This is a genomic window from Microcoleus sp. T2B6, assembly GCF_036700475.1.
GTDB lineage: Bacteria > Cyanobacteriota > Cyanobacteriia > Cyanobacteriales > Microcoleaceae > Microcoleus.
The window spans coordinates 5,480-25,620 of sequence record NZ_JAUBOZ010000109.1 but is presented as its reverse complement, the minus strand read 5'-3'; the positions used below and the strand labels follow the sequence as shown (position 1 = coordinate 25,620).

The window sequence follows — 20,141 nt, the reverse complement described above, 5'->3', positions numbered from 1 at the left end:
GTCCCGCCCGTCCTTTTTGGACGGGCGGGACGCCCATCCCACAATCTTGTGGAAGTTATTTAATTCTCATTCCTTAGACATGGGCGATCGCCAAATTAACGGTATATTGACAAAACAGCCCAACGAAGATTCACCCTAAAAAATCCCCATTACTAATGCTGAATAGGAAGCTCAATTACAAACTCTACCCCCCATTCTGGCGAGGAAATGCAGGTCAGCTTACCACCATGTTTTCGTTCTACGATCTCCCGGCTAATAGACAAACCTAAACCTGTCCCTTTACCTACTGATTTAGTAGTAAACATCGGGGTGAATAAATGTTGCATTACTTCCTGAGTTATGCCAACCCCATTATCAGCAATCCGAATCACCACTCTGTCATCATGAAGCATTTCTGTGCAGATCCGAATCTGTGGAGTGTCATTACTCTGTTTCTTTTCCCCGCACAGCGGACAACTAATCGTAGACTCTTCTAAAGCATCAATTCCATTCGCCAATATATTCATAAACACCTGATTAAGTTGCCCCGGATAACACTCTACTAGCGGCAATTCCCCATACTCTTTAATCACTGCAATTCCGGGGAAACTTCCTTTAGATTTCAGTCGATGCCCTAAAATTAATAAGGTACTATCTAGCCCATCGTGAATATTCACTGGCGTTAGTGCCGATGTATCCAACCGAGAGAAATTACGCAGTGACATAGAAAGATTGTAAAGTCGCTCTGTTCCTAGCGCCATTGAATCAATAATTTTGGGCAAATCTTCAACAATAAAATCTAACTCAATCTCCTGGGACTTATCCTCAAATTCTGATATCGAAGTAACGTTGTGCTGGCAAAGCCGAGTCATCCCGATCAAATCGGCAATATATTCCTTGGCAATAGGGATATTATTGGAGATAAAACTAACTGGATTGTTAATTTCGTGAGCCACCCCAGCTACAAGTTGACCAAGACAAGCCATCTTTTCACTTTGAACGATTTGCACTTGAGCTTTTTTAAGATTATCCAAAGCTTGAGAAAGTTCAGCCGTTCGTTCTTCCACCCGTTTTTCTAACTCCTGCGCGAGCTGATGTAACGCTGCTTCTGCTGCGAGCCTGTCTTCAATTTCCCGTTTGAGAAGCAGATTTTGGTCTGCGAGAGTTTTAGTCAAAGAACGCAGTTTTAAATGGAGGTTGACGCGAGCTAACACCTCCTTTTGTTCAAAGGGCTTAGTAATGTAATCCACAGCCCCTAGATTAAAGCCTTTGACCTTATCTCCTATGTCCGAAAGAGCCGTCATAAAAATTACCGAAATTTCGTTCGTCAACGGACTTGCCTTCAGGCGATGACAGGTTTCAAACCCGTCAATTCCTGGCATCATCACATCTAACAGAATCAAATCAGGTTGACTATATTCAGCCTGCTCGATGGCAGTTTCACCATCAGTTGCTACCAATATCTCCCATCCTGAATTAGCTAAAGCTTCAGAAAGCACGTCCAGATTACTAGGGTTGTCATCGACAATTAAGATGGTGCTGGTTTCCATATTTTCTACCTTCATTCTTTTTCTGTTCGGTGGGATGTAATAAACTCTTTGATTTTTTTGACCTGATAGCCTTGGGCTAACTGGCGCAGCTCAACAGCAAAGGACACAAATTTCTGATCCAATTTCTCTAGGTGCTCACTGCGCTTCACAATTCCTTTCACGTTGCCTCTCATCGCCATTTCAAATAAAAGTTCTATTTCTCCTGGGGGGGGAGCAACTACAGATTTCGATTCAGAAAGTGATTTAGGATCAGAGGAAAAGGGAATAGTGCTGATTTTTTCACTTTTGTGTTCGTCATATATCCATTCAAGTTTTAAATATTTTTGCAACATCTCAAATAGCTCTTCTGCCTGCACTGGCTTACCGAGAAAATCCTTGGCTCCCCCCTCCAAACTTTTATGTTGGTCGGTAGCAAATACACTGGCAGATGAAGCAATGATTGTCACGTCTTTATAGTGTGACAAATTTCGGATACGGCGCATCATCTCAAAGCCATCTAACACTGGCATCACCAAGTCAGTGATAATCAGATCAAACTTAAACTCTTCTACTTTTTCTAAACCTTCTTGACCGTTTTTAGCTTCGGTTACTTCAAAGCCGAGGGGTTCCAGGAGATTGACAATGACCGATATGTTTTCCCATTTGTCATCCACCACCAAAACTTTCTGCTTTCTACCTTGGTAGCCAACCAGCTTTCTTTGCTGGGCAATCGTGGCTGTATTTGCCCAGTCTGCCGCTTCCGGTAAATCCACATCTACCCAAAAAACACTGCCGACTCCTGACTGACTTTTTACTTGGATTGTACTACCCATTATTTCGACAATTTTCTGGCTAATTGTTAAACCGAGTCCGGTTCCTTCCGCCTGACGCTTGCTGTCTCCTACCTGTTCAAAAGGCAAAAATATTTTTTCTAATTGTTCTGGTGTCATACCAACGCCAGTATCTTCTATTTGAAACCGAATTTTGTGAATTGGTGAGGCTGGCTTTTGGTCATGGCTTTGTACCTTTTCACCTGTCCCATTTTCCAGATGTTCTATCTTAAAAGTCACTCGTCCCGAGTCGGTAAACTTAATTGCATTGCTCAGTAAGTTAATTAGTACCTGTCGCAAGCGTTTCTCGTCAGCGTAGATGCCAGCAGGAATTTCCGAACTGGGTTGATAAACAAAAGCCATTCCTTTTTGTTCGGCTCGGATGCGGCAGATTTCTGCGACTCCCTGCAAAAAGGAAGGAAAATGGAAATCTTTCGCGTACAGTTCCAATTTCTGAGCTTCAATTTTAGCGAGGTCTAAGATGTCATTAATCAGGGTTAACAGGTGGGAACCACACTGGTGAATAATACTGATGCCTTGGATATCTTTCGGAGCCATCGTTGTTGAGCGTTCTAGGATTTGAGCGTATCCTAAAATTCCATTGAGTGGCGTTCTCAATTCGTGACTCATATTCGCTAAAAATTCACTTTTAGCTTGGTTGGCAGTATCAGCGATTTGTTTGGCTTCCGTGAGTTCGGCGGTGCGTTCTTCTACTCGGATTTCTAGCTCGGAATTGGTCTTGGCTAGCGCCTCAAAGGATTCGCGCAACTGTTGTGCCATAAGGTTGAAAGATTGACCCAGAACTTCTAGTTCTTCTACGCCTTTTACCTGCACATTTTTCTCTAAGTCGCCACTGGCGATCGCCCTAGAAGCTGCGATCAAACGGAGAATTGGGCTGGTAATCCAGCGTGCGGTTAAGATTCCCAAAACAGTAGCCAGCGCCAAGGCTCCGAAACACAACAAAATGGTAGTCTGGGTATTGGCGTTAATTTGATCCATGAATTCGCTTTCAGGAACTACGACGACGATCAGCCAGTCCAATCCTCGGCTATCCTGAAAGGGCATAACTTGGAGGAATTCCCGCTGGCCGGCGATCGTAAAATCCAATTGCTGAGAGCTATTAATTTTAGTGAGGTCGCCAAAGTGTTCTTTTAAATGCGCTGTTGTCAGCCGGATTAAATCATCTGTGCTATCTAAAGCATTCAGGCGATCGAGCTTGTCATTGTGGGCGATAAATGCTTCTTTGAGAGTTGAACTGGCTACTAGGAGTCCAGAACGTTCCATAATGAATGTCTGTCCCGAACGACCGATGTTTAAGCTGTGCAGGAAGTCACTGAGGAAAGAGATCAGAAAATTAGCAACGAATACCCCGCGCAATTCGCCACTTTCGTCATAAACTGGATGTCCGGCAGGAAGCGAGAGCGTTTTCTGACCTGTAAGTGAAAAAATTTCGCTCCATGTGGGCTTGCCTAAGCGTACACTGTCTTTATACCATGAACGGGTGAGTATATTGTAGTTTTGGGAGACTTTTAACAGCTTAGTTTGATTACCTTTGCTATCAGATTCATAAATATGAAGTTCATTCCGATGCTCTTTGTCTGCTATTTTAAAAACTACTTTGCCATTCTCTTGGCGTTCAATGGCAATGAATTCTCCAGTTTTAGTAGCAAAACCCATATTGGGCAGAGAAGGAAAGGCTTGAATTTGCTCCCACAAATAGCGCTCCGTACTCTCCAATTCGTCTGGATTTAAGTACCCTAGGCGAAGGGCATTGGCATTCAGTTGATTGACGCGAGGGGCTGTGTCTAGGTATGTGTTGAGCTGCTGCTGGATGCGGGCCGTAATTTCACTTCGCAACTGGCTCGCAACTTCGTTGACTGCTTTTTGCCCGTTGCGTAAGGATAGCCAGCCTGTTAGCCCGACAGCAGCAAATATTTGCAGAACGAATGGGAATACTAAAATTAGGCGCAGGGACACCTTTTTTTTAGAACGGTTTGACAGGAAAGTGGTTGCAGAGGTCTGTGACATTTATTGGTGTTACTCCTGGGGTAACGAGTTGGCTGAAAAATCTCAGTGGAGAAGAGTGAAATGAGGCTGAGGAAATATATATTGAAAAGCAATCTATAATAGTTAGTGAAAAGTTTGAGACAGTAACTTGCTTAAACAAGCATGGCTACTTACGTGTTTTCTCTGATAGTGGTATAATAATATCTGACTAAAGATACTGACGCGCCTTAGTTTTTTTAGCCTTGGTAATTTTTTTTAGCCTTTAGGAAACCAGTTAGCAATCATATCTAATAGATTACTTGGTTTAGAGCTATTTGTAGTAATTTTTAACTTTACTTTACAGATTGACTCTAAAAAGTAGAACCTCATCAAACTTACATATAAATTGATATAATGTACGTCTAAAAAAACTGACCACAAATTTCTTGATGGTACCCGCCACGTGATTTATCCGTGGAATCAATCCAAAATCCCAAATCGAAAATCCTCAAGCCCCCCCATTTATCCGTGGGGTCGCCTCTAAAATCTAAAATCTAAAATCTAAAATCGATTGACCGAAAGCATCCAGGATACAAGCCCCCGGATTCATTCCGAAAGCAGACTCAGGACCGGGGAAATAAAAAACCTGTATCCGATAAAGGAGCCCCCGAATTTATCCGTGGGGTCAATGCTTCAATTCTTTAATCTAAAATCTAAAATCTAAAATCTAAAATCGATTGATCTTTCTCCCTAAAAACATGACACGCCAGGCCGCTGAGAACCCTAACGGCGGTCTAACTAACTACGGCGCTGAAGATGTGATGCACAACTCTGCAGATGACTCTGGTAAAGAATGCCGATCGCACATGAAACTTTACAATTCCCGCAAGTTTCATGTGCAGGAGTTACAGCAGGGTAATTGCTAATTGCTAATTGCTAATTGGGGAAGAAAAAAATAAGTAAAGCGGTGGAGACTTGCCCTAACGCGGGGCTATCCGTTGCAGTTCTTTGGCTTGTTCTAAAATTTTCTCGAAGTCTTCTTCACTCAACCGCTGAATGTAGTTGATTTTGAACTCTTCTAGGAAGTCGCACAGCAGCAGTTGTATTTCTTGCCAGGTTTGCTGCTGTTGCAGTTCGGTTCCTAAAGCTTGCCCGAAATGTTGGACTAGCTGGCTTGAGAGTTTCATGCCTATGGGGTCTTCGGTGGCGATTTTGAAGGCTTCGTAGGCATCTTGGGGGCCGAGGGTGGCTAATTTTGAGAGTTCTGCAACTAATTGCTGTGCTAGCTGTTCGGGCAGGTTTCCCAGGCCGGGTACTTGCTTCCATCCTTGATAGAGGGGGGATTGTTTGAGGAAGCTTTCAATATTGTACCGGAGGAGGGCTTCTAGGTCTGGCTGGAGTTGGGGGAGGACTTTGTAGACGGTTATTTGCACGAGATGGGTGGCGATCGCTTCTATTTCATTGATATTGTTGATGTCTAGATAGCGCTGTTTTGGGGATTTAAAGAGTTGACGAGCGAGTTCGCCTGTGGTAATAGATTGTTGCATCTGGTTGATGAGTTGAATTACTACAACTTCGGTCAATTCTTGGGCGAAGTTGGCGACGAAACCTCGGCTGATTTGGGTGCGTATGGGTTGGAGATCCGGCATTTTGGCTTGGTGGATGCGAATTGTGACGGGTAATACTCGCAACAAGCGCCAGAATGGGAGAAGCATGAAGATGTCGTACCATCGCCAGAGCATGGCCGATCGCCAAGTGACGCTGCGGTGGCGGCGGCTGATCGAGTAGGTACGGGCTAGAAATTCGATCGCGAATATGGCAATAAATGGCAGGTCGATTAGCCAGAAGTTATCGGTGAATTCGCCGTTTTCTCCAATCTCGCGGTAATAGTTGGTGGCGATTAATGGCTTGATTTTGGAGTCAAACCACTTGATTTCTTTTTGCCAGCCTTGTTTGTTTAAATAGTCAGGGCTCCAGAATCTTTGGAATGATTGTTTAGCGGAGTCTTGCGGATTTGGGACGCGAGATCGCATCCGGTCTTTTATTTTTTCTAAGGTGCCACTTTTTGATGCTACTCGAAAGGGATCTTCGTCGATCATTTTCGCGCTCAGATTGTTTATTTCCTGCAATTTGGCTGCTACTTGGGGAGAGGGCAACCCTGTTTGCACTACTTGAATTTTTAATTCTTCTAAGGTTTCCAGATATTGCTGGGTGTCTCGGTGGGGTTTAATTCCTTTAAATGGGTCGTATACTTGAGTTAGAACTGGCAGTTGCCGGAAGTAGAAATCTCGTCCGGGCACGTAAGTTATGTCAAATATTACTAGGCTTAAATTTCCCAGGGCGACCAGTGCCATGAACCGCTCGAACCAAGGTACTTTTGGTGATTTTTTGCGGGAGTTGGGAGTTGGAGAGGGCAGTAGTTTTGGTGTCACTAGCGGTTCCTAATTAAGTAGACCGATCGAATTAGATGTAACTGGTAATAGCTGAAAAAAGGAAACAGGGAAAGCTGGCTAAGTGTCTGATCGAGCTCGGATTGCTATCGAGGAAGCTAGTATTTATTTTAACGTGCGTTTGTTGGATATTTTTGGACTGTTGATTAGGCTTGGTTCGATAAAAAATTATACTGCTAAAATATTAAGGTCGATCGAACTTGACGGAAGCTGTGGCTCCCGTTAGTGTGCTTCTCTCTGGCAATAAAATTATATCTCAGGCGGAATCCTCAGTTTTTTTGGCGTTGCAGAACTCACGGGGCTGGTAATAAATTACTATTTCTGTTTGATCTTGTGGCTCTTTGACCGCTAAATCAAATGTATTGCACGCAGCGGAGTCTAAGGTTAGATGAGGACTTCGAGTTTGAGGTCAAACCCTCAAGAGAGTTATACTTGCTCAGGGGTGGCAGTCTGGCGAGAGCGCCCCCTCCGATCGCGAGGGTGGCTGCCGCCTCCGTAAGGTTCGAGGTTTCGCCTCTACAAAAACCAGCTCGCGATCGGACTCTTGAATAATATAAAACCCTGAGTATAATTTTGTTCGCATTTTTTTAATATATGACATACTGCCTTAATCTCGATTGCCCAAGAGACAAGCGTCAGAACCCACCAGGCACAAAGTATTGTCTTAATTGTGGTTCAAAGCTGCTGCTAAAAGACCTTTATGCAGCAACAGAACCGCTGCGCGATGGGGGATTTGGCAGGACTTTCCGAGCTGTTAATCATGGAAAATTTGAGGAATTGTGCGTGATCAAACAGTTGTCGCCCCCTCAAGAGTTTCAGCGGAAGCCCGGTCATTTTAAAAAATATGTTCGACTGTTTGAACAAGAGGCAAGGCGGTTATACGAACTGAAGCACCCGCAAATTCCTCAGTTAATTTCTTATTTTGAGGAAGATGGGCGATTGTATTTGGTGCAAGAGTTTATTGATGGCAATAATTTAAAGGATGAGTTAGATAAGTACGGTGCTTATAGCGAAATTAAAACTTGCGAACTGCTGTTAGATTTGTTGCCTTTATTGAAGTTTGTTCACGACCGAAATGTAATTCACCGCGATATTAAGCCTGAGAATGTGATCCGCCGAGCTCGCGATCGTAAGTTAGTGCTGATAGATTTTGGGGTTTCCAAACAGGTAGTAGCTGCTGCTCCGACCAAAACAGGAACGAAGTTGGGAACTCCCGGCTACGCGGCTCTAGAACAGCGTCACGGTAGAGCTGTTCCTGCTAGCGACCTTTATAGTTTGGGGGTGACTTGCATTCGCTTGCTGACTTCTGTTATGCCTTATCTGGATATCTACGGGGACATTCACGATGACCTTTACGATCCGCTTGAAGGCCGGTGGCTTTGGAGGGAGGCTTTGCCAAAAGGAACACAAATTAGCGAAGATTTAGCTCAGGTTTTGGATAAGTTGATTCAGGAATATGTTAAAGATCGCTACAAATCGGCTGTGGAAGTTTTGGATGCTTTAAAACCTCCTGTTGTTGTTGTCCCAGTGCTGGAAAAGTCGCAGCAGGCAACTGTCATTAGTCCTTCGGTTCCCACTCAACCAGTGACTGATACTGCGTTAGTTTCTGTGAATTTAGAGTCCGAAAAAGGTATTGATTATTCTCACTTGGCAAGGCTGCTGGCTGCTAAAAATTGGCGTGGTGCTGATGAGGAAACTTCTGTGAAAATGCTGGAGGTGATGCAGCAAAATTCACGGGGTTATTTGAGTGAGGAAGATATTAGGAAGTTTCCAGCTAAGGATTTGCAGACTATCGATCAACTTTGGGTGCGGCACAGTCACCGCAGATTCGGTTTTTCTGTGCAAAAGGGTTTGTGGCTCAAGTTGGGGGGAAAGCCTGGTGTTTATGATGCTACAGTTTGGGAGAAGTTTGGCGATCGAGTGGGCTGGCGGGTTAACAGCCAGTGGGTATACTATTCGGAGCTGAATTTTACTTCTAAAGCCAAGCCTGGACATTTGCCGGGGGGGACTGTTTTTGGGTGGGAAGGCGGGGTTTTGTGCGGTGTTTTGGGTTTAGGTGGGATCTGGTTTCTGCTGTCGCGGCGGGATTTGTAAAACTCACATCTTGCACTATTCTCAAGAACAGGCAAGATGCCTGTTCCACAAGAAAATTCACTCTTTGTGGAACAGGCATCTTGCCTGTTCATAAAAAACTTATTGAGAATGGTGCAATATCTCAGTAAAAGGAAGGTAGAAGGTAGAAGGCAGAATTTATTAGTGAGGCTGCACCCGAAGCGAAGTCGAAGTGTTAGTCATGAAATAGTTTTGAGTTGGGAATTAAAGAGTTAACAAATTTTGAGTTTAATCATCTGTTATGTAGAAAATAGCTCTAAAAAAAGCGAAAAATAAGATATAATCCCAAACCCTTTTTTTTGTGCTATGTTCTTAGAGAAGGGCAAGTTTGCAAAGTCAAAAGCCAGTCCTCGGCGGTGGCCAACCATTGGGACTGGCTTTGGCTCCAATTTACCAAGGAGATTTATCTAGTATGTTGCAAGAAAAACGTCTCAAGCCGTGGACTATAGTTCGCTCGCTTCCAAATGTGGAAAAGGTGGTTGTGGGTGAGTTTCGCAGTTGGTCTGATGCAGACGGTCACTTGAAAATTCTCAAACGGATGGTTCCGACGGATCGATTGAGTGTTGTGTTCGATCCGGTAGTTCAAGCGTAACGTCGCTGGTAAATTGATCAGCGTGCGATCGCTCTTTGAGCTAAGCGATCGCCTCTTTTTTTAGATACTGTTTTTTTACATAAAAAATGCGACCGCTAAAATGGCGATCGCAAATTGAATCATTGTCCTTAACTGCGGCGAATTTCAGTAATTTGGTCGGCAACATCCAAAATTCTTTGGGGCATGGATGGCCCGGTAAAAATCATATCCAAATGATGCGGCTTGTTGTCAATCAATGCCACCACTTCGGCTTCGGGAATCAAGCCCAAATTAACCGCTAAACTCAATTCATCGAGAATAACTAAGGCATAACGACCTTCGCGCACCGCATTTTGAACATACTGCCACAATTGTTCGATCGATCGCGTCTCCAGCTCATCTAAATCGGCATTCTCAATGCAGCGTGACAAATCGCAGCGCACCCAATCTAAATTTTGCCCCAGCCGCACCGGATGCTGGTGTCCTTGATTAATTCCCCCTTTGAGGAACTGCACCGCTAGCACCGGAGCTCCCTGTCCTGCAATTCTGAGGGCCTGAGCCATGACACTGGTAAAAAAGCAGCGGTGCGGGCCTGTAAAAACTTGCACCAGCCCTTGAACTGTGTAGGGCAAGCTGTGGGTTAAATTGAGTTTAGGGGTTTGTAACTGAGCAACCATAGGGCAATATTTAATCAGCAACTAAGTCTTGAGTGCAGCTCCGACCTTGACGCGGCTGAAGCCTGCTTGACAATATATAGTGTACTGGGCCGGGTGCACATCGGATCAAACACTATATATACAAGTTGTCAAAAGCTCGCTGCAGTGGCATTCGCAGTCGTTTGTTCGATTTTTGAACTCAATTAGCACTTAGGCAGAAACGGGATTTTTTAGTAAAATACGGCGTGGAGCTTGACATTTATACAGTTATAGGGTGAAAAACCACGGTGATGAGAGTATTTTTTGTAGGAAGTTATTTAATCCACGATCCTTAGATAGTTATAGGGTGAAAAACCAAGGTTATGAGAGTCTGGCTGCGTCCAGGGCTTTTAAGAAAAGGTTGATTAACGGTAAGACTTTTTCTGACATTTGCTAACAATCACTTACATTTGCCTTCTGGTCTTCATGTCATATAGAATGAATTTAGCCACTCAGATGTAGGTGAAAAACCTTGGTAGTACGCAACCGCTATATAAATAAGTTGCCTCTACATTATCAAAGCAAATAATCAGATTGGCGTGGGGCTGTAAGCGATAACCAAGCTGAAGGCAAGAATATAAGTGCTTGTAGAAAATTCTACGGGCATCGGTTGATACGCCTTGGTTGATATCTGATCTCAACTTATGTATTTGTTAGCAAATGTTAGCAAAAAAGTATCGGTACACACATCGCGTAAAATTTGAATGTCGCGGCACTAGGAGCAGGGACTGTGAGAGTGGTGATTCTGGGAGGGCCAGGAGCGGGAAAGGGAACTCAGGCTGAACTACTGTGCAGCAATTTGAGCCTTCCTTTGCTGGCTGTGGGGGACATTCTACGGGAGGCGATCGCAGAAGACACAGATTTAGGCAAGCTGGCGGTGTCTTATGTCGAAAGAGGGGAGTTAGTTCCCGACGCAACTATGATTGAATTCTTTCGCCGCCGACTGCTGCTGTGGGATGTCTTTAATGGCTGGGTGTTGGAGGGCTATCCGCGAACGGCTTTTCAAGCTGAGGAGTTGGATTTTTTATTAGAGGATTTGGCCCAGGAGCTAGATTGGGCGATTTTGTTGAAAGTGCCGATCGAGGTTTTGCTGAGTAGGTCGATCGAGCGCGATCGATCGGATGACCACCCTGAAATTTTACAGCGTCGGCTCGATTTGTTCCACGAACGCACTATTCCTCTTTTAGAGTATTACGAACACCGCAACAAATTGTTAACTATTGATGGCGATCAATCTCCACAACAAGTCCAGCAGGATATTCTAAAAATTGTCAGTAGTCAGTAGTCAGTAGTCAGTAGTCAGTAGTCAGTAGTCAGTAGTCAGTAGTCAGTAGGAAGAATTACGAAGCCCCGATACTTCGGCTACGCGAGCGTACAACTGTCCCAATGCCCAATGCCCCATGCCCATGCCCAATTACTAATTAGCTTATGTCTTTCCAACGTCCCGATGGCAGACAACCAAATCAAATTCGTCCGATTAGTTTCGATCGACAGTTTACCAAATTTGCTAGCGGTTCCGTACTGGCGAAAAGTGGCGATACTCAGGTACTTTGCAGCGTGACAATCAAGCCGGGAGTGCCGAGATTTCTGGAGAATACTGGACAAGGTTGGCTAACAGCGGAATACCGAATGTTGCCGGGATCTACACCGCAGCGACAAGAGCGGGAATTTATGAAATTATCGGGACGGACTCAAGAGATTCAGCGGTTGATTGGGCGTAGTTTGCGATCGTGCTTGGATATGCAACTATTGGGTGAACGCACCATACTTGTCGATGCGGATGTTTTGCAAGCGGACGCGGGGACTCGCACAACTTCAATTACTGGCGGGTTTGTGGCTGTGGCTGACGCTTTGAATAAGTTGGTGCAAAAAGGTGATTTAGTGCGATCGCCCATTATTCGTCAAGTGGCGGCCGTGTCTGTGGGGCTTTTGGAAGGGGAGCCGTTTTTAGATTTGAATTATCTTGAAGATGTGGCGGCTGAAATTGATTGTAATGTGGTAATGAATGGAGATTTGAATATCATTGAAATTCAGGGAACTGCGGAAGAAGGAAGTTTTAGTCGGAGTCAGTTAAATCAAATTTTGGATATGGCAGAAATCGGGATTCAGGAATTGTTGGAGGCTCAGCGGCAGGCTTTGGGTTAGATAATTCGGCGGTTGAAACCGCGTCTACACAAACGAAGTCCGCCTTCGCGGACTAAGAGGGTATTTATATATCTAAAACTAAACTTTGTCGCTCTTACCTATTGCTTTTCGCACTTTCTCAACTTGGTTAGGTGCTTCCATTTCATTGAAGAGTCGAATCGCCTCTTGAAAAGCAGTCTGACTCTTCTCGGCTTCACCCATCTTTTGGTGAGTTAAGGCAAGTTGATAATGAGCTTCAGCTAGATCGCATTTTGCGCCGATTTTCTCTAGAAGTGCGATCGATTCTGAATGATGGGAAAGCGCTGTTGCAAATTCTCCCTGTTCTCGATAAAGCTCTGCTAGACCACTTAAAGCTTTAGCCTTAACCTGAGTGTAGTGAGTTTTTTCGGCAAATGCGATCGCTTGGCGGAACATTTCAAAAGATTTTTCAGGTTCTCCTAAATTTTTATAAGTTAGGCCCATAAACAATAAGCTATATCCTTTACTCCAATAACTATTATCTATTTTAGAAATAACTAATTCTGCTTGTTGTGCATAACTCAGAGCGCTCTCTTTAAAGCCTAAACATGAGTTCAAAAATGCTAAACAGTATAAATAGTCTTTCTCATTCTTAGACAAGCCATGTTCTGAATCGTGATGATTACAAATAACTTCTATGTTTTCAAACAATTTGACAGCTTCTTCAAGTTCCCATAAATCGATTTTACAAAGTCCTGTATTAATTAAAGACCAAGTTTTCCACTTTTTAGCCTCAAAATATATTGAAGGGCTTAAATTAATAGATAAAAGGGTACAGTCCGCTGCTTTGAATGATAAACTGTGACATTCAATTGCTGGGTTTATATATCCAGTTAACCAGTAGAAATCCCCTAAAAGATTATACAACCACATACTCAGTATATGATTATCTTTAACTTCGCTAATAATTGAATTAATTGAATAAACCATTGGTTGTAACAAACCCAACCTATAAAACGCAACCCCCAGACGTTCTCCCTTTTTCCAACTGGTATCTCTCCTTCTCACAATTACAGAGCCAGCTTGCTCAAAGTCGTTAATTTTTACACAGTGATAGTAAGCCTCAAAAGCCCTCAGTGCATCTTCTACAGTTTCAACAGTCTTAGCACTATCCGTCCAAAACTCTGCTGCTTTGCGATTCGCCTCTTCCCAATCTTCACTTGCTCTCAAACGTGCGATCGCCTCTTCCCGAATCATCGGATGCAGCCAATATTCTCCTTTGCAGAATTCTACCAAAGAGCGATTTCGCAACGATTCAATAACTCGTCTGCGCTGTATTTCTGGCAGATCCCACAATAAACACAACAATCCTTCAGCGCTCACAGTCGGCACATCTTGATAGCGATAGCATCCTAAACGGCAGAGGAGTTTATAGGCGGCGGAGTCGAGTTCTTGGAGACGGTTAAACTGACTGGTTACTAAATTTTTTAAATCTGTCTTAACTAACGGATCTGTGATATTTTCCCGCCAATAAGCCACCATATTTCCGTCAAAGTCCTCTCGAATTGCACCGCACAAAATACCCATTGCTTTTGCATTACCACCATAGGTGTTGTGCATTGCCTGGAGAGTCGGAATATCAATATAAATATTGCGGCTGTCGAAAAACTGTTGCCATGCCGATTCATCCAATCCGAGTAATTCGTAATGATCGACACTCACTTCAGGATCACACAGGCGATCGCGACTGGTAATTAGCGTCACTGATAGTACCGTCGAGTCAGCCAAAATTCGCAACAACTCTACATAGTGGCGATGCGGTTGAATAAATCTACCTTGTCCATCTAGCGCCGGTTCCAGGTTATCAATCAACACTCCAACTTGGCGCGTTTGAAGTTGCCGTTTGAGCCGGCCAAGCATCACTCCAAATTCCCGCCCCGGTTCTTCATCAAAGTCTCGCTTCAGCCATTCTTCAATCACGTTTTCGACGGGAGTAATATTTTCCGTCTCCTTCGCCATCGGGATGTCTAGCACTAAATCAAATCCTTGGGAATGGAGATATTGCCGCGCCAAGGTTGTTTTACCTATACCGCCGGATGCTTTGATGACGATGATTTTTGCGCCTTGGTTGATCCGGGTGTTGAGGGAGGCGATCGCCCCTTCCCGTCCCACAAAATTCTGGTTTGGTACTGAGGGATGTGCGATCGATCCCTCAACCTCTAGAAAATCCGAGTTGGGATTTGACGTATGAATTTTGACCAAAGTATTGTCATATTGCTTCTGAGCAAATTGGTTGCCCCATTCAGCATAGGAACAGCCCAGCAGCAAGCGACACAAGCCATCGACCAGCCAAAGTTCAGAGGTATTTCGTTTTCCTTTCAGTAAATTTAATACAGCTTGGTCTGAGGGGCAGCGGTCAGGATCTATTCGGTTTTGCCAGTGGACGATAAGTTCACCTGTGCGGGCGCGGCTATTTCCGGGTTTTTTATATCTTTTCTCAAACTCGGTCAGTAAGCTTCCTTGCAGGTCTGGACATACATTCACCGAGACATTGGCTAGGCTCATGGAGGAATGGCGCTAATGCGGACTGTACTTTTAGGTGTTTCAGTGATTTTAGCAGCGAAGTTGGCTTAAAGTTGGCTTTTTTATAATTTGGCTTAAAGTTGGCTTTAAAAGTATCTTTTAGTGTCCCTATTAAACTTAACTTCTGAATACACTCTAGTCATGGGTTAGCTCACCCCATGAAATCAAATTTGATACCGAGTTCAAAGAATACAACTTCAAAAACTAATCGAGGTAATTTTTCAATGCCTGAACAATATAAAGGATACGATCGCACAGAACAAATAGAACAGCGAAACGGAGAAGTCGTCGATTCTGACTTTAATCTTGATTCTGTTGTTACCTACGTGCTCAAAAATCATCCAGAGTTAAACGAAGGAATTGATGAGTTAGTGAAGCAGTATCGCTGCTTCATCTACCTCTGTGGTGTATTTAGTAGTACCTTAAGTGTGCCATCCCCGGAAATCGACAAGATATGGCATAGTCACATACTCCATACCAAGGACTACGCAGAGTTCTGCAATGCAGTGGCTGGTCAGTTCATCCATCATAATCCTTTTTCTGATGCAAAGAAGAACGATCCTCAAACGATTGAGCGTGCTCGAAAAAAATTAATTGAGGCTCAGCAAAAGCACTTTGGACGGCTGGTCTTTCAGAATGTTTCTGCTATTTCCTGCGATGGCTGTTGTGGCGGCCAGCTAAATTTTAGCGATAGCTAATCTTCTCCCACAGTAGGAGGGTAGGCAATGCTCGCTCTCCTGCTTAGACAATAAGTGCGATCGCGCTTACCAGATTTTGATTATTTAGAGTTCAGTTATGAATTTATCTAACCCTTGAAGCACACATTAATTGAGTGCGAACCGGGTTATGTGAAACGCATAACTCTGAATTCGATTGCCCAATGCAAATACACAACCAAACATTACAACTGGAGTAACTACAATGTCCTTACCAACAACTGATAATGACTGGGACTTGAAAAGTGGCAGTAGGGATTATTTTGACAACAACCCTGCAACACCTACCTGGTCACCAAATCAGGATGCGTCACCTCAATTGAAGGATGTTGCCCGTAACCTCAGCCAAAAGCTGGGGGTTCCTATAAACGATTTCTTAGGACTTTCAGGAGGCTATATCTATGAAAAGTCTCCTGCATACAAAGGCCCCCATGCAGGAATAGATTTCTCCGCAGGTGCGGGAACTTCCATTAAAGCCGTTGTTTCAGGCACCATTGAAAACGTCTCCAATCAAGCTGGTGGTTCCTTCATTGCTGTTCGTGGCAGGGACGGAAAGCGTTGGATTTATGGTCATCTAAGTAACTCACGTGGATTAGTAGCTAATCGAGACACCATTGAGGCTGGTGAAGAGGTTGGCAAAGTTTTCAATCTAGGCATCAGCTCACACCTTCACCTGGAAGTTCACACCGATTTCAATGCCCCAAAAACCGGCTTCTTCCAAAACAGCGGGAATCCTGCTAGTATTGCTCTCTTGAAGCAGCAAACAATGAGTCCGCTCCAAGCTTTTTCGCAGTTGAATAACGGAGGCGGTAGCAATCCGAAGCCACCAACGCAAGGAGATGACATCATTACTGGTAATTCTGCTAGCAACAACTTAACTGGTCTTGGAGGTAATGACAAGATATACGGACAAGATGGCAACGACACCCTCTACGGTGAAGCAGGTAACGACTACCTGAACGGTGGCCCCGGCAATGACTACCTCGATGGCTATGCCAGCTTCAACAGAGCCGATTTCGACACCTTAGAAGGAGGGACTGGGGCTGATACCTTCGTTTTGGGGAATACCCGTCAGGGAATGTTCTACCAAGGCAACGGCCAAGCCACGATCGCAGACTACAACTTCCGCGATGATTATATTCAGTTGCGCGGTAATGCCAGTCAGTATCGCCTCACCCGTCAGGGCAATAATGATATGCTCATACAAACTACGGGCGGAGACACGCTGGCTCTTGTCAAAAACGTGACTGACCTGAGCTTTAATGTCACGTCTTCGCGTCGGGATTTTAAGTTTGTTTAACTTGCTTGTGCGTCTACAACAAATAGTATCTTTAGCAAGACTGGAAACTTGTGACAGGGTGTAGCGCTAAATGCTTACACCCTTTTTTCTGATTACTGGATTTGAGACGAAAATTTACTACTTGTGCTATAATTGAGTAAAAATCTTTGTAATTACCAATTGCTAAGATAATGCAAGCTGAAAAAATATCAATTTCCCTATCACAATCGCTACTAAACTTTATTGAAAGCTACAAAATTGCTAAAGGATGCAACTCGCCCTCCCAAGTAATAGAAGTAGCTTTGGAATTGCTGCGGAATCAAGAACTAGAATCTGCTTACCGACAAGCATCCAGTGAAGTAGACCCCGATTGGGATTTAACAGTTGCCGATGGATTGACAGATGAAACGTGGTGAAATTTACTACGCTAATCTAATTCCTACCGTTGGTTATGAGATAGATAAACGCCGTCCCGTATTGGTGGTGAGCAATGACGCTAATAACCGTGCCGCCAATACAGTTACAATTCTACCAATTACCTCTAATGTAACCCGCGTCTACCCTTTCGAGGTCTTACTAAATCCAGAGGATAGCGGTTTATCCAAACCTTCTAAAGTACAAGCACAGCAAGTACGGACAATTTCTAAACAGCGAATCACCAGCGATGCAGTGGGAAGTTTGAGTGAGGAAATCATGCAGTTAGTAAATGCTGCTCTCAAACTGCATTTAGATGTCGATTAACTGTGATATATAGGCGTTTTTTTTCGTGGCACGGGCGTCCCGCCTGTGCGCCTGTGCGATCGCGGGCGTCCCGCCTGTGCGCCTGTGCGATCGCGGGCGTCCCGCCTGTGCGACCCCAAGCTTTTAAGTTATAATAGCTGCGTAAAGTCGAGGTAAGTAAAAAAGTAACATGGATCAAACTTCTACAGTTACAATTAGCAATACATCTTATCAAACCCTCGCAGAAATCTCTGCACTCTCAGGAAAACCAATCGAAACAGTTCTCGAACAAGCAATAGAACAATACCGAAGACAACAGTTTTTAGCAGCAGCCAACCAAGCTTATCTTGCCTTACGCGATCGCCCAGAAGCTTGGCAAGAAGAACTTGAAGAACGGGAAGCTTGGGATATCACTTTAGAGGATGGTTTAGAATGACATCCGCAAAACCATCACGGGGTGATATATGGCTGATTGACTTGAACCCAACACGAGGAAGAGAGCAAGCTGGCAAGCGTCCCTGTCTAGTGACATCTGTAGATTTATTCAATCAGGGTGCTTCGGGATTAGTTGTCGTACTACCAGTCACATCGAAAGATAAAGGAATTCCCTGGCACGTCGAAGTTAACCCCCCAGAAGGAGGACTTAGACAGCGAAGTTTCATTAAATGTGAAGATGTGCGATCGATCAGTATAGAAAGATTTTTTGAACTGTGGGGTACAGTTTCTCCCACAACATTAATGATGGTAGAAGAAAGACTGCGTATTCTTTTGAATTTATAGCTAAAGAATATTTTTTTACCTTTCATAAATACAAATAGCCCTCCTTCATTCCCCTGACTGAATTTGACTCCTCACCCACTGCCTAAACCCTCGAATCATCGACGTTTCCCCCACATCTTTTTGCGTTTCCAAAAATCCCATAATCTCAGATGGCGACAAAAAAGAAAAGTGAGGAGAAACCTCGCGTTCTAAATATTCCTGACCTTCTAAAAAATCATTGATATCCCACTAATAACAAATCACTAATCACTAATCACCAATCACCAAGGACTCCCAATCATCACAAAAGCCGACCAATAATAAGGATGCGACAACTTTAAATCCGCAAACCCTTGCAGCGAACTCGGCAACTCCACCCCCTCACCCCGACTCAAACCCCGCAATCGGCCACCCTCCAAACGCACATCTCCCCGCAACATCGCAATTTGCGCTTGTCGCAGCGCCGCCCCCTTAATTCGCGCCGTCTTCAACTGCTGGTAAAACTCACTCATCAATCCCAAAGTACCTTCATCACTCACGTACCACAAACTTCCCAAAGCCGTTTGCACCCCGGCTTGCAGCGCCAACCCCCCAAAACCCAACTCCGCCTGTGCATCTCCGACCGCAGTCCGACAAGCACTTAAAACTAACATATTCACCTGGGGATCATTCAATCTCAAATCCTGCAATTGATCCAGTCGCAGCCGACTATTCCACAACTGAATAAAAGAATTATTCGGTACTCCAGGTCGAAATTCGCCGTGAGTAGCTAAGTGAATAATGCCAAAAGGTCGGCTTTGATGCTGTCGCTTCAAATTCTCCAAAGTGAAACCCTCATTTAGAAAAGTAACTCCCGGCCACTCTCTAGAAATAGCCGCTATTTCAGCAGGAACTGCCGGCAAAGGATTCAACTCGGAAAATTCCGAGGCACCCATTGCTAAAACTTGAGAATTTCTGAGATCGACGTAGCGGGTATCTGTTAAATTAATGCTGGGCATCAGGCTGAGATTGTACTTTTCCACCAAAAATTGCTGTCCGTCGTGCAAAGCAGCAAAGGGCATACCTCTCAAACCTCGATCGACAACAAAGGAAATAGTATCCGTTTCGCAGCTTTTCAAACTGTCCTCTAAAGGCCCAATCATCCACTTATAAAGCTGTTGCGAAGATGGTAGATAACTCGTGGTAGCCCGGACTCCCGGTTTGGTAATCTCACCCCTGAACTCATTTACAACTTTCAGAAGTTCTTGCCGGTTCGCTGACGGCACACTTTTGTGAACCACTTCACCGCAAGAAGTGATCAGCATTAAATTTAATTCTTCGGGCTGCGAGAACAGATAAATTAAGCTGGGTTTCGTGCCGGTTTGTGCGCCTACCGATGCTAACTTTTTTTGAATTTCCTCTGGGGATACCAACTCGTTGCTAATGTTGATGCCTAAATATTCCCCGAATTCTTGGCTGAAAGATTTGTCCAGCATAGACAAAGCTGCCGATATTTGGCCTGCCTCCAAATTCCTGCCGATGTCGCCGCGAAATGCTGACTGAATAACAGAATCTCTGATTTTTGAATCGATGAAATTTCTCATTCCCCTGGGAAATTGCATTCTTTCGGGCGGCATCCTTTCTCTGGGTTTTCCTATATCTCGCGATATTCTGTTTTGGTTCTGCCGCTGTTCGCGACTAAAGGGTTGGTTGGGATCGAAAAAAAGCGATCGCCCTCTATCAAATCGCGATCTATCCCTTGGTAATATTGGCGGATTATTGGGATTATTGGGATTATTGGGATTATTGGGATTATTGGGATTATTGGGATTATTGGGATTATTGGGATT

The 20,141-nt window shown here is 44.2% G+C and carries 19 protein-coding genes; 13 read left to right on the top strand and 6 right to left on the bottom strand.

Features of this window, described 5'->3' with window-relative positions; all coding sequences use genetic code 11:
- Positions 1 to 152: 152 nt before the first annotated feature.
- Together QUA00_RS30620 and QUA00_RS30615 are read right to left on the bottom strand one after the other, a co-directional pair.
- Entirely contained in the window at positions 153 to 1,544 is a 1,392-nt protein-coding gene (locus QUA00_RS30620; RefSeq protein ID WP_333412202.1) for a response regulator, read from the bottom strand.
- Positions 1,541 to 4,366: an ATP-binding protein gene (locus QUA00_RS30615; RefSeq protein WP_333412201.1), complete on the bottom strand. Its 2,826-nt coding sequence runs from the start codon at positions 4,364 to 4,366 to the stop codon at positions 1,541 to 1,543. The genes QUA00_RS30620 and QUA00_RS30615 overlap by 4 nt, the downstream gene beginning before the upstream one ends.
- A 716-nt stretch (positions 4,367 to 5,082) precedes the next feature.
- Here QUA00_RS30615 and QUA00_RS30610 point away from each other — a divergent pair.
- Positions 5,083 to 5,250, top strand: a complete 168-nt coding sequence (locus tag QUA00_RS30610) for a hypothetical protein (RefSeq protein WP_333412200.1) — start codon at positions 5,083 to 5,085, stop codon at positions 5,248 to 5,250.
- A gap of 54 nt (positions 5,251 to 5,304) precedes the next feature.
- Here QUA00_RS30610 and QUA00_RS30605 read toward each other — a convergent pair whose 3' ends face one another.
- On the bottom strand, positions 5,305 to 6,756 hold the full coding sequence (locus QUA00_RS30605; protein ID WP_333412199.1) for a hypothetical protein: 1,452 nt from the start codon (positions 6,754 to 6,756) through the stop codon (positions 5,305 to 5,307).
- 82 nt (positions 6,757 to 6,838) lie between these two features.
- Here QUA00_RS30605 and QUA00_RS30600 point away from each other — a divergent pair, with 82 nt between their 5' ends.
- From QUA00_RS30600 to QUA00_RS30585, 4 genes are all read left to right on the top strand, one after another.
- Positions 6,839 to 7,000 carry a hypothetical protein gene (locus tag QUA00_RS30600; protein ID WP_333412198.1) on the top strand — a complete coding sequence of 54 codons (162 nt, stop codon included), beginning with the start codon at positions 6,839 to 6,841 and terminating at the stop codon, positions 6,998 to 7,000.
- Positions 7,001 to 7,368: 368 nt separating this feature from the next.
- On the top strand, positions 7,369 to 8,868 hold the full coding sequence (locus QUA00_RS30595; protein ID WP_333412197.1) for a GUN4 domain-containing protein: 1,500 nt from the start codon (positions 7,369 to 7,371) through the stop codon (positions 8,866 to 8,868).
- A gap of 36 nt (positions 8,869 to 8,904) precedes the next feature.
- Positions 8,905 to 9,102, top strand: a complete 198-nt coding sequence (locus QUA00_RS30590) for a hypothetical protein (RefSeq protein WP_333412196.1) — start codon at positions 8,905 to 8,907, stop codon at positions 9,100 to 9,102.
- A 112-nt stretch (positions 9,103 to 9,214) separates the two neighbouring features.
- A complete protein-coding gene (locus tag QUA00_RS30585) occupies positions 9,215 to 9,478 on the top strand; it encodes a hypothetical protein (protein ID WP_333412195.1) in 264 nt (87 codons plus the stop codon).
- Positions 9,479 to 9,606: 128 nt separating this feature from the next.
- Here the strand turns inward: QUA00_RS30585 and QUA00_RS30580 are convergent, their stop codons facing one another.
- On the bottom strand, positions 9,607 to 10,134 hold the full coding sequence (locus QUA00_RS30580; protein WP_333175972.1) for a P-loop NTPase family protein: 528 nt from the start codon (positions 10,132 to 10,134) through the stop codon (positions 9,607 to 9,609).
- Between the two features lie 748 nt (positions 10,135 to 10,882).
- Here QUA00_RS30580 and QUA00_RS30575 point away from each other — a divergent pair.
- On the top strand, positions 10,883 to 11,437 hold the full coding sequence (locus QUA00_RS30575; RefSeq protein WP_333412194.1) for a nucleoside monophosphate kinase: 555 nt from the start codon (positions 10,883 to 10,885) through the stop codon (positions 11,435 to 11,437).
- A gap of 143 nt (positions 11,438 to 11,580) precedes the next feature.
- Positions 11,581 to 12,297: a ribonuclease PH gene (gene rph / locus QUA00_RS30570; RefSeq protein ID WP_333412193.1), complete on the top strand. Its 717-nt coding sequence runs from the start codon at positions 11,581 to 11,583 to the stop codon at positions 12,295 to 12,297.
- A 78-nt stretch (positions 12,298 to 12,375) separates the two neighbouring features.
- On the opposite strand, the gene QUA00_RS30565 is transcribed toward rph, so the two are convergent.
- Complete coding sequence (locus tag QUA00_RS30565; protein ID WP_333412192.1) at positions 12,376 to 14,820, bottom strand: tetratricopeptide repeat protein; 2,445 nt, start codon at positions 14,818 to 14,820, stop codon at positions 12,376 to 12,378.
- A 242-nt stretch (positions 14,821 to 15,062) separates the two neighbouring features.
- On the opposite strand from QUA00_RS30565, the gene QUA00_RS30560 reads away from it, so the two are divergent.
- The 6 genes from QUA00_RS30560 to QUA00_RS30535 all read left to right on the top strand — a co-directional run bounded on the left by QUA00_RS30560 (position 15,063) and on the right by QUA00_RS30535 (position 18,333).
- Positions 15,063 to 15,536 (top strand): glycine-rich domain-containing protein, encoded by a 474-nt coding sequence (locus tag QUA00_RS30560; RefSeq protein WP_333412191.1) that lies wholly within the window; start codon positions 15,063 to 15,065, stop codon positions 15,534 to 15,536.
- A gap of 223 nt (positions 15,537 to 15,759) precedes the next feature.
- Positions 15,760 to 16,854: a peptidoglycan DD-metalloendopeptidase family protein gene (locus QUA00_RS30555; RefSeq protein ID WP_333412190.1), complete on the top strand. Its 1,095-nt coding sequence runs from the start codon at positions 15,760 to 15,762 to the stop codon at positions 16,852 to 16,854.
- A 170-nt stretch (positions 16,855 to 17,024) separates the two neighbouring features.
- Positions 17,025 to 17,249 (top strand): CopG family transcriptional regulator, encoded by a 225-nt coding sequence (locus QUA00_RS30550; protein WP_333412189.1) that lies wholly within the window; start codon positions 17,025 to 17,027, stop codon positions 17,247 to 17,249.
- Positions 17,236 to 17,574, top strand: a complete 339-nt coding sequence (locus QUA00_RS30545) for a type II toxin-antitoxin system PemK/MazF family toxin (protein WP_333412188.1) — start codon at positions 17,236 to 17,238, stop codon at positions 17,572 to 17,574. Before QUA00_RS30550 ends, QUA00_RS30545 begins: the two co-directional genes overlap by 14 nt.
- 169 nt (positions 17,575 to 17,743) lie before the next feature.
- Entirely contained in the window at positions 17,744 to 17,989 is a 246-nt protein-coding gene (locus QUA00_RS30540) for a hypothetical protein (RefSeq protein ID WP_333239226.1), read from the top strand.
- Positions 17,986 to 18,333: a type II toxin-antitoxin system PemK/MazF family toxin gene (locus QUA00_RS30535; protein WP_333179692.1), complete on the top strand. Its 348-nt coding sequence runs from the start codon at positions 17,986 to 17,988 to the stop codon at positions 18,331 to 18,333. The genes QUA00_RS30540 and QUA00_RS30535 overlap by 4 nt, the downstream gene beginning before the upstream one ends.
- A gap of 260 nt (positions 18,334 to 18,593) precedes the next feature.
- Here QUA00_RS30535 and QUA00_RS30530 read toward each other — a convergent pair.
- On the bottom strand, positions 18,594 to 20,141 hold a 1,548-nt coding region (locus QUA00_RS30530), incomplete at its 5' end, for a CHAT domain-containing protein (protein ID WP_333412187.1).

What these genes read in the sequence shown, in the direction of transcription:
- QUA00_RS30620 (WP_333412202.1), bottom strand. Translation starts at nt 1,544, where the DNA reads ATGAAGGTAGAAAATATGGAAACCAGCACCATCTTAATTGTCGATGAC.
- QUA00_RS30615 (WP_333412201.1), bottom strand. Translation starts at nt 4,366, where the DNA reads ATGTCACAGACCTCTGCAACCACTTTCCTGTCAAACCGTTCTAAAAAA.
- QUA00_RS30610 (WP_333412200.1), top strand. Translation starts at nt 5,083, where the DNA reads ATGACACGCCAGGCCGCTGAGAACCCTAACGGCGGTCTAACTAACTAC.
- QUA00_RS30595 (WP_333412197.1), top strand. Translation starts at nt 7,369, where the DNA reads ATGACATACTGCCTTAATCTCGATTGCCCAAGAGACAAGCGTCAGAAC.
- QUA00_RS30590 (WP_333412196.1), top strand. Translation starts at nt 8,905, where the DNA reads ATGCCTGTTCCACAAGAAAATTCACTCTTTGTGGAACAGGCATCTTGC.
- QUA00_RS30580 (WP_333175972.1), bottom strand. Translation starts at nt 10,134, where the DNA reads ATGGTTGCTCAGTTACAAACCCCTAAACTCAATTTAACCCACAGCTTG.
- rph (WP_333412193.1), top strand. Translation starts at nt 11,581, where the DNA reads ATGTCTTTCCAACGTCCCGATGGCAGACAACCAAATCAAATTCGTCCG.
- QUA00_RS30565 (WP_333412192.1), bottom strand. Translation starts at nt 14,820, where the DNA reads ATGAGCCTAGCCAATGTCTCGGTGAATGTATGTCCAGACCTGCAAGGA.
- QUA00_RS30560 (WP_333412191.1), top strand. Translation starts at nt 15,063, where the DNA reads ATGCCTGAACAATATAAAGGATACGATCGCACAGAACAAATAGAACAG.
- QUA00_RS30555 (WP_333412190.1), top strand. Translation starts at nt 15,760, where the DNA reads ATGTCCTTACCAACAACTGATAATGACTGGGACTTGAAAAGTGGCAGT.
- QUA00_RS30550 (WP_333412189.1), top strand. Translation starts at nt 17,025, where the DNA reads ATGCAAGCTGAAAAAATATCAATTTCCCTATCACAATCGCTACTAAAC.
- QUA00_RS30545 (WP_333412188.1), top strand. Translation starts at nt 17,236, where the DNA reads ATGAAACGTGGTGAAATTTACTACGCTAATCTAATTCCTACCGTTGGT.
- QUA00_RS30540 (WP_333239226.1), top strand. Translation starts at nt 17,744, where the DNA reads ATGGATCAAACTTCTACAGTTACAATTAGCAATACATCTTATCAAACC.
- QUA00_RS30535 (WP_333179692.1), top strand. Translation starts at nt 17,986, where the DNA reads ATGACATCCGCAAAACCATCACGGGGTGATATATGGCTGATTGACTTG.